Source organism: Siphonobacter aquaeclarae, assembly GCF_900103285.1.
GTDB lineage: Bacteria > Bacteroidota > Bacteroidia > Cytophagales > Spirosomataceae > Siphonobacter > Siphonobacter aquaeclarae.
This window is the reverse complement of record NZ_FNGS01000004.1, coordinates 17,901-32,590: the sequence shown is the minus strand read 5'-3', so window position 1 is coordinate 32,590 and position 14,690 is coordinate 17,901. Positions and strand designations below refer to the sequence as shown.

At 53.0% G+C, this 14,690-nt stretch carries 10 protein-coding genes and 2 tRNA genes; 2 read left to right on the top strand and 10 right to left on the bottom strand.

Annotation, left to right across the window (positions count from 1 at the left end):
* Positions 1–55: 55 nt before the first annotated feature.
* On the bottom strand, positions 56–1,441 hold the full coding sequence (locus BLR09_RS10585; protein WP_093201540.1) for a S8 family peptidase: 1,386 nt from the start codon (positions 1,439–1,441) through the stop codon (positions 56–58).
* Between the two features lie 635 nt (positions 1,442–2,076).
* On the opposite strand from BLR09_RS10585, the gene BLR09_RS10580 reads away from it, so the two are divergent.
* Positions 2,077–2,643, top strand: a complete 567-nt coding sequence (locus BLR09_RS10580; RefSeq protein ID WP_093201537.1) for a dihydrofolate reductase family protein — start codon at positions 2,077–2,079, stop codon at positions 2,641–2,643.
* 65 nt (positions 2,644–2,708) lie between these two features.
* Here BLR09_RS10580 and BLR09_RS10575 read toward each other — a convergent pair.
* The 3 genes from BLR09_RS10575 to BLR09_RS10560 form a co-directional block, all read right to left on the bottom strand.
* A tRNA-Glu gene (locus BLR09_RS10575) sits at positions 2,709–2,780 on the bottom strand.
* A 157-nt stretch (positions 2,781–2,937) separates the two neighbouring features.
* The gene (locus tag BLR09_RS25500) at positions 2,938–3,093 is read right to left on the bottom strand and encodes a hypothetical protein (protein WP_176785518.1); all 156 of its coding nucleotides are present in this window, start codon (positions 3,091–3,093) and stop codon (positions 2,938–2,940) included.
* Positions 3,094–3,932: 839 nt separating this feature from the next.
* Positions 3,933–4,742 carry a hypothetical protein gene (locus BLR09_RS10560; RefSeq protein WP_093201531.1) on the bottom strand — a complete coding sequence of 270 codons (810 nt, stop codon included), beginning with the start codon at positions 4,740–4,742 and terminating at the stop codon, positions 3,933–3,935.
* Positions 4,743–5,889: 1,147 nt separating this feature from the next.
* Between BLR09_RS10560 and BLR09_RS10555 the strand changes: the two genes are divergently transcribed.
* Positions 5,890–6,528 (top strand): hypothetical protein, encoded by a 639-nt coding sequence (locus BLR09_RS10555; RefSeq protein WP_143011075.1) that lies wholly within the window; start codon positions 5,890–5,892, stop codon positions 6,526–6,528.
* A 111-nt stretch (positions 6,529–6,639) separates the two neighbouring features.
* Here the strand turns inward: BLR09_RS10555 and BLR09_RS10550 are convergent.
* The 6 genes from BLR09_RS10550 to BLR09_RS10525 form a co-directional block, all read right to left on the bottom strand.
* Positions 6,640–6,711, bottom strand: a tRNA-Glu gene (locus BLR09_RS10550).
* A gap of 179 nt (positions 6,712–6,890) precedes the next feature.
* Positions 6,891–8,333, bottom strand: a complete 1,443-nt coding sequence (locus BLR09_RS10545) for a c-type cytochrome domain-containing protein (RefSeq protein WP_093201526.1) — start codon at positions 8,331–8,333, stop codon at positions 6,891–6,893.
* Positions 8,334–8,408: 75 nt separating this feature from the next.
* Positions 8,409–9,413: an NHL repeat-containing protein gene (locus BLR09_RS10540; protein ID WP_394331405.1), complete on the bottom strand. Its 1,005-nt coding sequence runs from the start codon at positions 9,411–9,413 to the stop codon at positions 8,409–8,411.
* Positions 9,414–9,475: 62 nt separating this feature from the next.
* A complete protein-coding gene (locus BLR09_RS10535; protein WP_093201521.1) occupies positions 9,476–10,306 on the bottom strand; it encodes an SMP-30/gluconolactonase/LRE family protein in 831 nt (276 codons plus the stop codon).
* 46 nt (positions 10,307–10,352) lie between these two features.
* Complete coding sequence (locus BLR09_RS10530; RefSeq protein ID WP_093201518.1) at positions 10,353–11,834, bottom strand: DUF1501 domain-containing protein; 1,482 nt, start codon at positions 11,832–11,834, stop codon at positions 10,353–10,355.
* Between the two features lie 95 nt (positions 11,835–11,929).
* Positions 11,930–14,689, bottom strand: coding sequence for a DUF1553 domain-containing protein (locus BLR09_RS10525; RefSeq protein WP_093201516.1), 2,760 nt, complete (start codon positions 14,687–14,689; stop codon positions 11,930–11,932).
* Position 14,690 lies beyond the last annotated feature (1 nt).

Here is a 14,690-nt window from a genome sequence, read left to right as displayed (position 1 = left end):
ACGAAAAAAGGGAGTAACATTTGACGTTACTCCCTTTTTTCTGAATTCGTCTAACCTAGAAACCCGCAACATTCAATCTTCCGCCGGTTACGCACTTTCCGGAAAGAGACGGCGTTGCGACCACAGCACCGAGAATAGCACTTTTGATCGTTGCCGCCGGGGAGCCCGGGTGGGAGGCAGCGTAGAGGGCCGCTGCGCCGGTGACGTGCGGCGTTGCCATTGACGTGCCGCTGTAGCTCGCATAGCCGGGAACGATTTTTCCCTTGGAGCTGACGGGCACCGTCGAGTAGATTCCTGAACCCGGCGCGCCGAGGTCTACCTGTGTCGCGCCGTAGTTGGAGAAACTGGATAAGCCGCCCGTTGACGTAATCGACGCCACGGCAATGACGTTGGCGACGGGGTAATTTGACGGGTAGTTAGCCGTTGCATCGTTATTGCTGGAGTTGTTTCCTGCCGCTGCGATGAATAGTATACCGGCCTGGTTTGCCCGTGTAATCGCATCCTGGAGCGCCTGTGAAAAGCCGCCGCCGCCCCAGGAATTATTCGTTGCGACGATATTCAATCCCTTGTTTTTGAGGAAGGTAAAGTAGTCGACTGCCTTGATCGCATTCGCGGTGGTACCGCCGCGTCGACCCAGAAATTTCGCGCTGAGAAGTTTGACGTTCCAGCAAATGCCTGCTACGCCGACGCCGTTTCCACCGCGGGCTCCGATGGTACCGGCCACGTGCGTACCGTGATCATCGTCGGCCCCGTCGAAAACCGAGTTGTTATTTCCGTCAAAGTCCCAGCCATATACGTCATCTATATAGCCGTTTCCGTCGTCGTCGACGCCGTTCCCGGCTATTTCATAGGGATTGGTACCGGCATTCGGCGCCAGATCGGGGTGGGTATACATGTATCCCTCATCGATAATACCGACATACACGGTTCCCGAACCGGTGTTACCGGCTGCCCAGGCTTTTGCGGCCTGGGTTCCATAGGCATTGGCGGGTGTGGTGCCGTCGCCATACATGCCCCAAAGCGAGCCATTGGTGAAATACGGGTCGTCAGAAGTTGCCTGGTGCGTATACACGTAGTTGGGTTCGGCATATTCGATTTCACCGAACGCTTTGGTTTTGGCTAATGCTTCCAGCGCGGGAAGAGGCAGGTCAATGAGCCAGACGCCGTCGTTATCGCCGAACTTCTGCATCATTTTGGTAAGGATCTTTTCCTTCAGCTTGCCGCCGAGCTTGGTGAGTATTTCTGCCTTTTTTGAATCGGAGACGGCGCCTTTGAATTTCACCAGTAATTGGTTGGGTACGATCTCTTCCGTCAGGGCGTCGACCCGGCCGGCCGAATGGGGGGTAATTTCTGTCGAAGGGGTGATTTCGTAGGAATGACAGGCAACCAGGGTCGCTGCCACCGCTGCGACCAGGGAAAATTTGGGGAAAAGCGTTTTCATTGTCGTACGATTAAGAAATGGGGCTCGTTGCTGCTTTTGCCGGCAAGGAAGCGCAGGCAAAAAGCGCGTGATAAGGAGGGAAATCACGGCGTTGGCCGTCGAACGATGCGCGACTGCGTGACGCCGCGGAAGAGCGGTCTCTCCGGGCAATGCAGTTCGCTACACAAGGATTGCGCGTAATGTCACCCGGCGGTATCAGGGCGGGCTGACGGGGGAGAAGTGTTGAAGGTGATGCATAGCAAGATCGTTTTGGTTAAGAAAAGGTCGCCGGCATTGCCGATTCGGATGAGGCTGTGTTTTCGGCGGGAACAGAGCCGCCCGGAAGAGGCATATTCAAACGAAAAAGAAGCTGGTTGCCTGCTGGAAAGGTAGTAGAATCGATGGAAAAAGGAAACAGAGCCTGGAGATTTTATAAGTAGAATATCGCAGAGAAAAAGACAGAATATTACCAGTAGATAAACCTGAGATACGTAAGAAAATACCGCATTGGGTATGTGTTACGCACGGACGAGGCTGCCGCTTGAATGATTTACGCAAACAGCCACCCCTTTTGTCGTGTTCGTGCCCGCGCTGTTCGAAGCAGACCGAGGATATTTGTCAAAAGAAAAACCTCCAACACTTTTTAAGCCAGGGATATGAGAAAGCTGAAGTTACAGATGCAAATAACCCTCGACGGTTTTGTAGCAGGACCGGAAGGGCAGGGCGATTGGATTTGGGCAAACGGAATACGGGACGAAGTCCTTTTTCAAAAGATCATCGACATGGCCGATAGCAGTGATACCATTCTGTTGGGGCGAAAAATGACGCCGGGTTTTACGAGCTACTGGGAAAGTGTGGTAGATACCAAGCCCGACAGTGTTGAACTGCCTCTGGCGCGGTTGATGGTCGATACCCGTAAGATTGCGTTCAGCCGGACCCACTCTGAGCTTCCAGGCCGGAACCTGACCGTCGAAAACGGCGATCTCGTGGCAGCGGTACAGGCCCTGAAACAGGAGCCGGGTAAGGATATCCTGGTTTACGGCGGCGCGGGTTTTGTGCGTTCGCTGATCAACGCCGACCTGATCGACGAATACTACCTCATCCGCTGCCCGATTGCGATCGGCGCCGGGATGCCCATTTTCGAAGGCCGGAAACTGCTTAAGCTCGAGAGTTCCACTGCTTACGCGAGCGGCAAGGTAGTCAACAAATACGCGAGGGGATAGGTCTGCTCTCCGCAACGGTAAGAAAGCAAAAAGCCCTGACGCATGCGTCAGGGCTTCGTTTTAAGTAGTCCGTACGGGAATCGAACCCGTGTTTTATCCGTGAAAGGGATACGTCCTAACCCCTAGACGAACGGACCGTTTTTCACAGTGGGAAAGTGTTTTCCGTCTTGCGAGGGTGCAAATATAAGGGATGAAAAAGGGGGTATGCAAGGGGTGGAGGAAAGTTTTTTATGGGGAAGAGGGTAAGGGGTTGAGAGTGAGGATTTTTGTGTATTTGCCCGGCATGCAGAAGCATTATTGAAGCGAGGTATGGCGGTGGTTGATCTGAACGACGGTGTGGAGGTCATCGGTAACGTGATACATTTTAGTGAGGCTGACAGACGGGTAGGAAATAACGCTGTCAGGTTTGCTGAGCGGCTGGTAAAGGCCGGTTGGAAGGTCAATCGCCACGCGTTAGGGCAGCCCTGGACGCATGAGATGGTTCCGCCGCTCTGTGTAAAGGGGAAACGCTCTGGGCATTCCGTTTCAACGGCCACAACTGATCTGTATGGCTGAAGGCATCCAAACAGACAGGGCACCGGACCGTTACCAACTTGTAGGGGTCGGAGTTTAAAAAGGACAAATCCTCCAAACAGGATGCGCGAATCTCGCTATGGGAAGCTACACACATTACGGAAGCCGGCGATCAGATGTGGCAATACCTGCTTAGCGACTATGCCAAACAGGATATGGGCGGATTCTGGGGGTTGGCAGCTGGATGATGGTCTGTTATAAACACAAGTCCCGACCAGCCATAGGCTGGTCGGGACTCCTTAATCATTGATGTTATTTATAATGGCCCGGGTCTCCAACGGTTACATTCCATCGATGATTGCTGCCCTTTTTTGCAGATGCGTTGTAAAACAGCCCGGTTGTGGGTAAGCGAATCTCCAGGTTACAACTGTCCTTTGTGGGAATTTGGAAGGAGAACACCTCAACGATTGGTTGGGGCTCTTTCCAGTTTATCTCAGATCTTTCCGGCGATTTTGGAAGGAACAACGTCGGCCTTCCATTAATCGTTACTTGATATTTTCGATCCGAAATCCGGGACGTCACAAGCATAACAGTATCCTGGTAGTAGATAGGGTTCAACTGCCCCTTTCCTACATCAAAAAGCTGTTGTAGACTTAGTTGGATAACTTCTGACGAATCAGTCTGATTTAATCTGACGTCTTCGCTTCCAGGACTGCTACAGGAAGTGGCTGAGAAAATGCCAGCCATACCCAGAAAAAGTATCGAAAGAATCGTTCTCATTTTTTGTACATCCTCCATGAATATTGATAAGCGTTAGTGGCGTCGACTATTTCTCCAAAGGCAGACTCCTCAAATCCCCAGCCATATTCCCAGGTGTCTTCGTCGACATGTTGTTGGTGACGTGCTTGGTGCACAGATTCATGCAGGATGGTAACGGCCATCAAGAATGAAGTGGCTTGAAACGTGCTTTTAAGGTTTGCTGTTTCGACGCCCAGTACCCAGCTTTTAGCGATGTTGATTACATTAGGATTTTCACTTGCCTTAAAATATCCAAACGACCCGTTCAACTCCTTTATCACGATTTTAGGGCCCTGTCCAAAATTGAGGCGTTGCAAAACTTCATCCTTACTCATTGCTGACCATTTGATCAGTGCATTTAAAACCGCAACATCGTTTTCAACAAAGTAACGAATGTTGCGTACCAAGTTTGCAAACTTCGGATAGGCCTGCTGATCAGCGATATCCATAATAAACATCGGAGAATCTCCCAGATATGGCGATGGTCCCCCGGCTCCGGTTCCATCCTCGTAGTATTTCACGTCGAGTGGGCCGGCACCGGAAGTTGATCCGCCCAGTTTCCCTTCGATATACGTGTCATACGGATCAGGAACACCCGGCCAATAATTTCTTTTGAACTGATAGTAATCGACCTCTGATGCATCTTTCCTTTTAAACGTGTCTTTGCTATACCCGTTTGTTGGCTTTTTCGGAAGAGCCGGGTTGGTCTCCTCTGCTTCTTTTTGACACGCAAAGAAAAGACTGCTGGCAACGAGTGCGAGCACGATTGAATGAACGAAAGTTTTCATTAACTTCGCTTAGGTTTAATTGTGAATAGATTGAACCATTTAGGCCGGTTTCCGATGAGTCCGCAAAACATACTCGGAGACGGCCTTTTTCTTTAAAATTTGCCTAATATCAATATAGTTATCAAAATGCAATCTAGGTATTTGAAAAATACAATTTATTGGTGTAAATTAATTAAATATTCTTTATTTTGTCATATATAAGTATTAGGCAAAAAAACGCAAAAACGAAGATAGTACTCAATTGTTGCGCAGAGGTAACTATAATTATTGATTGGTATCCTGGGCATGACTTCGTGCCTCGCCGGGCGAGTTAATAGAGTGAATTCCAAAACATTTTCTTCTAACTGACTGATTTTGAACGGTGATAACCGGAATTCAGAAAATTTCGGCACGAATTTCTAAGAGTTGAGTACGTGGTACGCACTGATTTTCGCAGGCGTTCGCCTGGCATGAAAATCCAAAAATGTGATTCGGGCCCGCGGAAGTAACTCTGGGCCCGGCTCTTTTCTCCGTAAGGACAGGGCGAGTGTCGCTTCTCGGATGAAGTAATTAAACTCTTTCAGATACGTCAGGATGCCTACCGGAACGACTTTCTAGGGCGCGATAGATGCCGTTTTCGGTCACGTTTGCCACGTGCGGTCGCACGCGCGCGGAACTAGAGGGAAACGCATTCGCATGGAGAGTGTCATTTGGGCGAAAGGTGTTCAAGGCTGAAATTGTTGGAGTTAAGGCCGCAAAAGATTCATTTGTCATCCTGTCGGCCGGCCGGAAATACCCCCTGAGCGCCCGACGATCTCCAACGTCTACGAGAATGCGCAAAGGGAGAACGTCGCTATACTATACGCCGATAACTGCGGCGGAACTACGTGTCTGAAGACAGACTTGGTTGGCTACGCCTTGAGTGGACAGCCCTGTCGCAACTTATCATAAGAGCCAGGATTGTACATACACATCCGATAGGAAGCTATGAGCCGTGCGTTGCCCATGATCAGGTATTTGCCGCTGGAATGGCTAATGGTACGTGGCCTTCCCGGGCACAATTACTTAATGTCCAGCTGTCTTTCGTTAATTACGATTGTGAAGTTACATTTAACGGAAGCGGTAATGTGAGTACTGCAAACAACACTTACAGATGAGACAGATAACGATGATCAAAATGACGTTCCAATGCATGGCGTTTTGCCTGAGCGTTTCCACGCAGGCACAATTTTTGAAAATCAAAGAGCGGGATCTGATGAAAGAGAACAAGTTCATGTTTGAGGCGCTGAGTATCTATGCCGCCGAGTCTGCGCCATTATTCAGTCAGATAGAGACAAAAGACAAAGAGTTTCTTCCTGTTGGGGTAGTCAAGGTGTTGTTCTGGAAAGACGACCAGGGACATGAATTTTGGAAAGCCGGCATTGTATTGGATGATTCATACCGTGATAACTTGCCGTCGTCCTTTACCATTGTTGCCGATCAACGCCTGGTACTGTTTTATCAAGCGGACAAGGGAAAGGAAATTGTCAACGCGGTCGACCCTGAGGCGCTCAAAGAGTATGAGGAATTGGTTTCTGACCGCGTTTATAAACGTATAAAACAGACCGGTTACCGTTACGTCAAATCGCATGATCTGACAACGATGAAATACTCGATCATCAAGGCTTACTACGGCGTTGAAGACCAGAAAAAGAATACCAGTAGCTTCAAATGGCCAAGGACGGCCGTTTTAGGTAATCCGTACCGGATAACCAACTTCGAATTTGATAGCGCCGGAAATACACTCAAAAAGGCAATGGATTATTAGCATTCGAAAACCAGGCAAAGTAAGAGACTTTAGCTTGTCCCGAAGGATCAGAATCCGGGACAATAAAAAACCCCGGATCGGGAGGATCCAGGGTGACAAACTTAATTTTCGTAGTCCGTACGGGAATCGAACCCGTGTTTTATCCGTGAAAGGGATACGTCCTAACCCCTAGACGAACGGACCATTTTTTCGCTATTCGAGGCGTTTTTTGACGCCGTTTCGTTTAACGTGGTGCAAATATAGGAAGTTTGGTGGACGAAACGCAAGTCTGCCGGTTGAAAAAGTTCATTTTCTTTTGAAGATGATGTGAAAAATGCGTTCCGTCCAATTTTTTGACGGGTTAATGCCTGATTCGGTACCGGTCAGGTGGTCTTGGGCTTGTCCTTGTAAATGAGCGTGTCTGACGTCAGTTTCGGCAGGTCATATCCGCCGAAATCCACCTGCGTATGCGGCAGCAGCTTCCGGAGTTTTTCAACACCCGCCGGGGTGAACTGCGTCTGCCAGAGGTACAGCGTCCGGAGCTGTTTGAGCTGCCCGAGCGCCTCTACAGATTGGTCGGAGACTTTTGTGCCAACCAGGTTCAGGTTTTGCAGTTGATGGAGGTCTTTCAGCGAACCGACACCCGCATCCGAGACCGTCGTATGCTCCAGCGAAAGCCGCGTCAGGTTCTTCAACCGGGCCACCGATTTCAGGGCCTGATCGCTCACCTTCGTATCGCCCAATTTCAGCCAGACTATCTGGTCGCTGAGGCCCGTGAGCCAGTCGGCTTGCGCATCGCTGAATTCCGCAGCGTTCACCGTATTCACCGCCAGGAAGTTCGATTCGTTGGCCACAGGTAACACCAATACGTTTTGAGCCGTCAGTTTTTTGATGAGCGACGCGTCTCCGGCCGATACCTTCCCTGCCAGTACCTGCTGCTCGAGATCCGGACCGCTATCTGCCGCACTGCTTCCACCGCCGTACTTCGCCAGAAAAGGTTTTATTTTTTCATCCGCCGGAACGGAGGCTACGACTGCCTTGAAATCCGCCTTTCCATTGGCAATCCACCATTGAACCAGCGCTACTTCTTCGTCCGTCAGCTGCGTTTTGCCTTTCGGAGGCATGTGGTGGTCGTCTTCTTCGGGCAGCAACAGCCGCTTGACGAGCTCGCTCTGATCCGCATGCCCGGGTACCAGTACCTTTCCGTGTTTCCCGCCTTTCAGAAAAAGCTCGATTTCATCCATGCGCAGCTCTCCCTTGATCTTTTTGGCGTTGTGGCATTGCCAGCATTTCTGCTTGAAGATGGGCTCGACCAGGTCGGCGTATACCACTGCTTTGTTGATGTCTGTGATTTTCGGCGCTGCGGCTTGCTGAGCAGGTGCCTCCTTTCCCAGAAGTGCCATAACCGGCTGAGTCAGAAAGTCTTCTCCGTGCGTGAGATTTCCGCCGAAGTGCCCGGCGACAAACAGAAACAGCGCCGTCAGGCTGATAATCCCGGTACGCAACTTGCCAATCCAGGCGACGTTTTCTCCGTTGCGTACCGCCAGCCAGGCCAGTACCGCCAGCACCGCTGTGGCGATGCCCGTATTCTGGTGCAGGGCCAGGGCCTGCTCTTCGTACCCGCCCGACAGCTTCAGGAAATACCCCGCCACGCAGGCAAAAACAGCCGTAACCGCCCCCCAGAAAAGGGTAACCGGTACCGCCGGTTGCAGCGCGGGCGTCCTTCGGGAAAAGAAGTAGAGAAAAACGCCCAGCAGCAGAATTCCGATAGGCAAATGGACAATTAACGGGTGTAGTCTCCCCAGCAGCTCAGCAAAAGCTTCCATGAATAAAGCAGACCGGATGGTCGGGTTTTGAGGTAAAGTAAGGCCTCCGGAACGATCTTCCGGAGGCCGGAACAACTAGACGCGTTGCAATTTGATGGGATAGGTTTTCTTCGAAGCCCACTGCGCGACGTAGACGTTTTCATCTGAATCTACATACACGTCGTGCGGATGCAGGAATGCCGCAAAACTCCGGTCCTTCCGCTGCTCCTGCAGTTGTCCGTTGACATATTCAGGAGCAGAACCGCCCGGGGTCGAAACGACCTTGTCATTTTTGTCCAGAACCTGGAAATAGCCGGAATCGGGGTAGGCATCGGAGGTCGACCGGAATACCGCACCAAAGATATGATCCCCGTGGAGGCGCGGCCGGCAGATGTACGAGCCCGGCAGCGCGATGGTAGCAAGGTACTTGCCGTCGAGCGTAAACCGCTTCAGGCAGTTCCGGCGCCGGTCTGTCACGAGCAGCGTCGGGTTCTTCGCATTCCGCGTATCCACCAGCACGCCGTGGCAGCAGTCAAACTGCTCGGTGAGACTATCGCCCCGCCCGCCGAAATGCCGGATATACTTTCCTTTTGAATCGTATTGGATGATATAATTGGCCCCGTATCCGTCAGCCACATAGATATCCCCGTTTGCCGGGTTGATAGCTGTTTCGGTCGGCACAAACTGATTCGGCGAGTCGTATACCCCCGTTTCCTTCGGGTATTCGATCTTCATCAGTTCCCTGCCTTTGAGGTCCGTTTTGATGATCTGGTGCCGGTTGTTATCGGCAATGAGGAGGAACTGATCCGACTCCTCTCCACCAATTGTGAGCCCGTGCGCGCCGGGGTAGGTAGTCCCCCAGGCTTCCAGAAGCTTGCCGGATTTGTCGTAAATGAGGACGTTGTTTTTCGTCTCATTCGTCAGCAGGATAATCCGCCCCTTGCTGTCTTCTACCAGCTCGTGGCAGTCGTTGACAGGGTTCTTTCCGGCATCGAGAATGCCCCAGCCCGGTACCACCTTGTAACGGTGGGTATTGTGGCCGATAATTTGTTCGTCCTTGCCGTACGAACGGCCGGAGAGCATCATTCCGATAGCAGTCATTCCGGTGGTTTTGAGGAAATTGCGACGATGTTCGTCCATGTAAAAAACAGTTAACAAAAGAGTTAGTGTACCTGATAGGCTACAACGCTGTTGGCGTTGAACGTCGGGATGTACAGGATGCGTTTCTGCGGGTCGAAGCCGATGTCCGCCGTATTCTTTTTCTCTGCCGTCAGGTCCAGTACCTGGGTAAGTTTACCGTCGGCGCTGAGGTGATGCACAATACCTGCCCAGCGGGAGAGGAGAAAGCCATCGCCGAGCGGCTCGATGCCGTCGCCGGAGGGCATACCCTCGGCGAGCTTTTTCAGACTTTTATCAGCGTTGACTTCATAGAATCCGCCCTTGCCGGCATCGAAGACAAAAAGCCGCTTGCCGACCCAGCGGATACCGTTCGGGCGCTGGATTTCCGCATTTTCAAGATAGAGTTCCGCCTTATTGCCCTTGATAACATAAATCCGGCTGGTAGCAGAATCGGTTACATAGATATCTCCGTCCGGACCTACGGCTACGTCGTTCAGGTTTTTGGCCCCTTCCGGCGCAATTTTCCGCAGGATCTTACCCGTGCGAAGGTCAATAACCGCTACTTCCGCCAGGTCGGCTACATATAGTTTCCCTTTTGAAATGCCCATTCCTTTGGGGGCATTCAGGCCGGTAGCCCATTGGGCGGTCTGGACGACGCCGTTCTGCGCCAGCGTTGAAATAAATCCCTTGCCGTCTGCTTCCCAGGGTTTTCCGTCGATGTTGCTGATGTACAGCGACTTCGACGAAGGGTCCCATAATACCGACTCCGGCGTCCGGAGCTGGGTCGTATCCGTTTCCCAGAGCTTTTCAAGGTGTACCTGCGCCTGGCCGGCAAACGGTGCAAGAAGAAGAAGGAGGAATGTCGCTTTTTTCATGTTTTGTTCGGTTCGTTACGAAAAGAGCAAATTAGTGAAATCCCTGTCAGGCAAGGATTTCCCGGATTACTTTTCCGTGAACGTCGGTCAGCCGGAACGGCCGTCCCTGAAATTCATACGTGAGTTTTTCGTGATCAAATCCCAGGCAATGAAGGATCGTTGCCTGGAGGTCATGTACGTGCGTTCGCCCCGAAATCCCGCTGTATCCCATCGGATCGGTTTCACCCCAGGAAAACCCTTCCTTGACACCTCCGCCGGCCAGCCAGACGGTGAAGGCTTCCGTGTGGTGGTCGCGCCCCATGTACGGGTTGGCGCGGCCTTCGCGGTTTTCAGCCATCGGCGTCCGGCCGAATTCGCCGCCCCAGACAACGAGTACTTCGTCGAGCATTCCGCGTTGTTTCAGGTCGAGAAGCAGGGCCGTCATGGCTTTGTCTACCTGCCGGCATTTATTCCGGAGGCCTACTTCCAGCGAGCCGCCGGAGTCGGTTCCGTGCGAATCCCATCCCCAGTCAAACAACTGCACAAAACGCACGCCTTTTTCGACGAGTCTTCTGGATAACAGGATATTACGTGCGAAAGAACCCTGTGCCGGATCTACCCCATACATATCAAGAATATGCTGCGGTTCTTTCGAGACATCCATGATTTCGGGCACCGACATCTGCATCTTGAAGGCCATTTCGTACTGGCTGATGCGGGCAACCGTCTCCGGGTCGTGAAATTCCTGGTAATGCTGCTCGTTGACCTTCGAAATCGCGTCGATGGTCTTTTTCTTCAGGTTCCGGCTGACGCCGTCGGGGTCGGACAGGTACAGTACCGGATCGCCTTCCGTCCGGCATTGAACGCCCTGGTAGACCGAAGGCAGAAACCCGCTGCCCCAGACTGATTTTCCGGCGTCCGGTGCCTTGCCGCCTGAGGCGAGTACCACGAACCCAGGCAGGTTCTGGTTTTCCGTCCCCAACCCGTATGTCACCCAGGAACCCATACTCGGCCGGCCCAGGCGCGCGCTGCCGGTATGCATGAACAGCTGCGCCGGCGCGTGATTGAACTGGTCGGTATGCATCGCCTTCAGGAAAGAGACATTATCGACAACCGACTGAAATTGAGGCAAATAGTCAGATACGTACGCGCCAGATTGCCCGCGCTGGGCAAACTGCCCCTGCGGGCCCAACATCTTCGGTACTCCCCTGATAAAAGCAAACGTTTTGCCTTCCAGAAACGAAGGAGGACATTCCTTGCCGCTGACCTTGATCAGCTCCGGTTTGTAATCAAATAGCTCCAGTTGGCTTGGCGAACCTGCACAGTGGATGTAGATAACCGACTTAGCTTTCCCCGGAAAATGCGGAAACCGGGCCGCCATTGGATTGGCAACAGCTACCGGGTCGTTTTTTGAAGGCGACCAGCAGCCCGCCAGAGACGACATCGCCATCATTCCGAGGCCTGTCGTGCATTGTTTGAGGAAATGGCGGCGCGTATCCGATCGCAGCGTCTCCTCGCGGAGTTCTTCCAAAAGCGATTTGCTGAGCATGAAGCTTTGTGAATAAGTCCTGATTGCCAGGGATATCCCCGCCTGTCCGGCGCTTTTCCCAAAGACGTATCAGGACGTCGTTTTCCTTAGTCGGCTTATTCTTTGACGATAAATTCATCCAGGTTCAACAGGGCGGACGCCACCGTCGTCAGCGCCGCACGTTCTGCCGGTCGGGCGCCATAGCAATCCTGCAGCAGTTCTTTCGCGGCAGCCGGCTTCACCCGGTACTCCGCCAGCGCTTCCTGGTAGAGTTGGAGCAGCACGGCCAGTTTGGCAGACTGGATGTCCCGGATCATGACGGCCCGGTACCCGCTGCGGATCTGTTTTTCGGGGGAAGACTCCTTCGCCATCCGGTAGGAAAGCTGCCGGGCCGCTTCTACCGCCACCGGATCGTTGAGTGTTACCAGCGCCTGGAGGGGCGTATTGGTACGGATGCGACGGGCCAGGCAGACTTCCCGGCTGGCGCCGTCAAACGCCATCATCGATGGATACGGGCTTGTCCGTTTCCAGAATGTATAGACGGCACGACGGTAGCGGTCTTCGCCTTCTGACAACCGCCAGGAATCTCCGTTGTACGGCGATGCCCACACGCCTTCCGGCTGAAAAGGCATAACGCCCGGGCCGTATAGTTTGCCGGAGAGAAGTCCCGAAACGGCCAGCATCTGATCACGGATTTGCTCAGACGAAAGGCGGACACGCGGTCCCCGGGCAAAATACCGGTTCGCCGGGTCCCGCTCCAGCGCTTCGGCCGAGGCTTTCGAATCACGCTGGTAGGCCTGTGTCAGAACGATTTCCTTCAAAAGTCGCTTCACATCCCATTTCCATTCTGTCGAAAACTCCACCGCCAGGTAGTCGAGCAGCTCAGGGTTGGACGGGGTAAATCCCTGTGTACCAAAGTCTTCCAGCGTTTCCACCAGTCCAATGCCAAACAGCTGTTCCCAGAACCGGTTAACGGCCGTTCGTGCCGTAAGCGGATGCTGCGGCGATACCATCCAGCGGGCCAGGCCGAGGCGGTTTCGGGGGGCATCTTTCGGAAGCGGCGGCAGTGAATGCGGTACGTCAGGCTCTACTTTTTTGCCCAATACCAGGCGATTTCCCCGGTCAAAGACGTGAGTTTCCCGTGCCATATCGGCCGGGTTTTCCTGCATAACAGGCGTCGATGGCATACCTGTCCGCAGTAATTCGGCAAACAGGGCCTTGTTTTCGTCATAGCCGGGTTTGCCTTCACCGGGAAAGGGCGCTTGGAACGCAAACCAGTCCCACATAGCAATATTGGCCTCGGGGCGGTCTTTGAGTACTTTATCGGTAGAAGAGACAGAGAAATACAGGTCGTGTACACCCTGCGTCGCGGGGATAGTATATTCGGCAAACCAGCGGCTGGGCTTCACGGTCGTGGTATCCAGGCGGATGCGTGTCAGCAACGGCCCGTCGGGCTTGTCCATCCGGATTTCCCAGAAACTATTCGGCAGAAAGGACTGGAATTTCGTCAGCAGCACTGTTTTACCGGTCAGGTTGACACGGGTAAACCGCGCAGATCCATTTTGCCGCATAGCCAGCCACTTTTCATCGGCCAGCGCACTATTGACGAATTTATCCGCCGTGAGGGAGTTGATATGTGGCTCCCAGGTTTTGAGCAGGCGGATGATACGTGCTTTTTCTTCCGGAGACGCGCTGGTTGTCAGCCAGCCGGTCAGGCGTTTCAGTTTCGCTTCGTTGTCGCCTTCGAAATGCCGCAGGCGGGGGTAGTCGCCATAGGTATCCTCGTCCCGGCTGTTATTAAAGAAGGCCAGGAACTTGTAGTACTCTTCGTGCCGGAAAGGATCATACGGGTGACTATGGCACTGCACGCAGGCGAACGTGGTCGAGTTCAGTACTTCCCAGGTAGTATTCACGCGGTCGAGGACGGCGGCGGTCCGGAACTCTTCGTTATTGGTCCCGCCTTCGTCGTTCGTCATGGTATTCCGGTGGAAGGCGGTCGCCAGCAACTGATCGTCAGTAGGCTGGGGAAGGAGATCTCCCGCCATTTGTTCTACCAGAAACTGATCATAGGGCTTATCGGTATTGAAGGCTTTGATGAGCCAGTCGCGGTAGCGCCAGATATCCCGGCGATCATCCCGCTCATATCCTTTGGAATCGGCGTAGCGGGCGAGGTCCATCCACATCGCCGCCCATTTTTCCCCGAAATGCGGAGAAGCCAGCAGTGAATCGACGGCCTGGGCATAAGCGGCTTCTGTCGGATTTTTGAGATAGGAATCGAGGATTTTGGAAGACGGCGGCAGGCCGGTCAGGTCGAGTGATACCCGCCGGATCAGCACCGTCGGGTCCGCCTGCGGCAAGGACTCGAGTTTCTCTTCTTTCAGTTTCCGGTCGATGAAGCGATCAATCGGCCGGGCTGCTTTTTCTCCGGAAAGAAAATCAAAAATACCGGAGAAGAACGAACCGCCGGGTACTTGAGGTCGCTGCGGGGCGGTATAGGCCCAGTGATTGCCCCATTCCGCACCTTCGTCGATCCACTGCGTGAGGAGATCAATATCTTCCTGTTTGAGTGCAGGGCCTTTGAGTGGCATGCGCTCCTCGGGATCGGTAAGGTGAAGGCGGCGGATGAATTCAGAATTTTTGGCGTCTCCGGGGATAATGGCGGGTTTCCCGGATTCAGTGGGGGCAACAGCTTCTTCCCGGAAGAGCAGACTGAGTCCTCCGGCCCGCTTTACCCCACCGTGACAGGCAATGCAGTTCTTGTTGATGAGGGGTTTGACCTGGGTGTTGAAATCGACCTTGTCGTGCCGGAAGATCGTCAGGTATCCGAGTGCTCCGGCGACCAGCAAACCCGCTCCCATCCAGAGCCTGGTATTCATA

What these genes read in the sequence shown, in the direction of transcription:
- BLR09_RS10585 (WP_093201540.1), bottom strand. Translation starts at nt 1,441, where the DNA reads ATGAAAACGCTTTTCCCCAAATTTTCCCTGGTCGCAGCGGTGGCAGCG.
- BLR09_RS10580 (WP_093201537.1), top strand. Translation starts at nt 2,077, where the DNA reads ATGAGAAAGCTGAAGTTACAGATGCAAATAACCCTCGACGGTTTTGTA.
- BLR09_RS10560 (WP_093201531.1), bottom strand. Translation starts at nt 4,742, where the DNA reads ATGAAAACTTTCGTTCATTCAATCGTGCTCGCACTCGTTGCCAGCAGT.
- BLR09_RS10555 (WP_143011075.1), top strand. Translation starts at nt 5,890, where the DNA reads ATGATCAAAATGACGTTCCAATGCATGGCGTTTTGCCTGAGCGTTTCC.
- BLR09_RS10545 (WP_093201526.1), bottom strand. Translation starts at nt 8,333, where the DNA reads ATGGAAGCTTTTGCTGAGCTGCTGGGGAGACTACACCCGTTAATTGTC.
- BLR09_RS10540 (WP_394331405.1), bottom strand. Translation starts at nt 9,413, where the DNA reads ATGACTGCTATCGGAATGATGCTCTCCGGCCGTTCGTACGGCAAGGAC.
- BLR09_RS10535 (WP_093201521.1), bottom strand. Translation starts at nt 10,306, where the DNA reads ATGAAAAAAGCGACATTCCTCCTTCTTCTTCTTGCACCGTTTGCCGGC.
- BLR09_RS10530 (WP_093201518.1), bottom strand. Translation starts at nt 11,834, where the DNA reads ATGCTCAGCAAATCGCTTTTGGAAGAACTCCGCGAGGAGACGCTGCGA.
- BLR09_RS10525 (WP_093201516.1), bottom strand. Translation starts at nt 14,689, where the DNA reads ATGAATACCAGGCTCTGGATGGGAGCGGGTTTGCTGGTCGCCGGAGCA.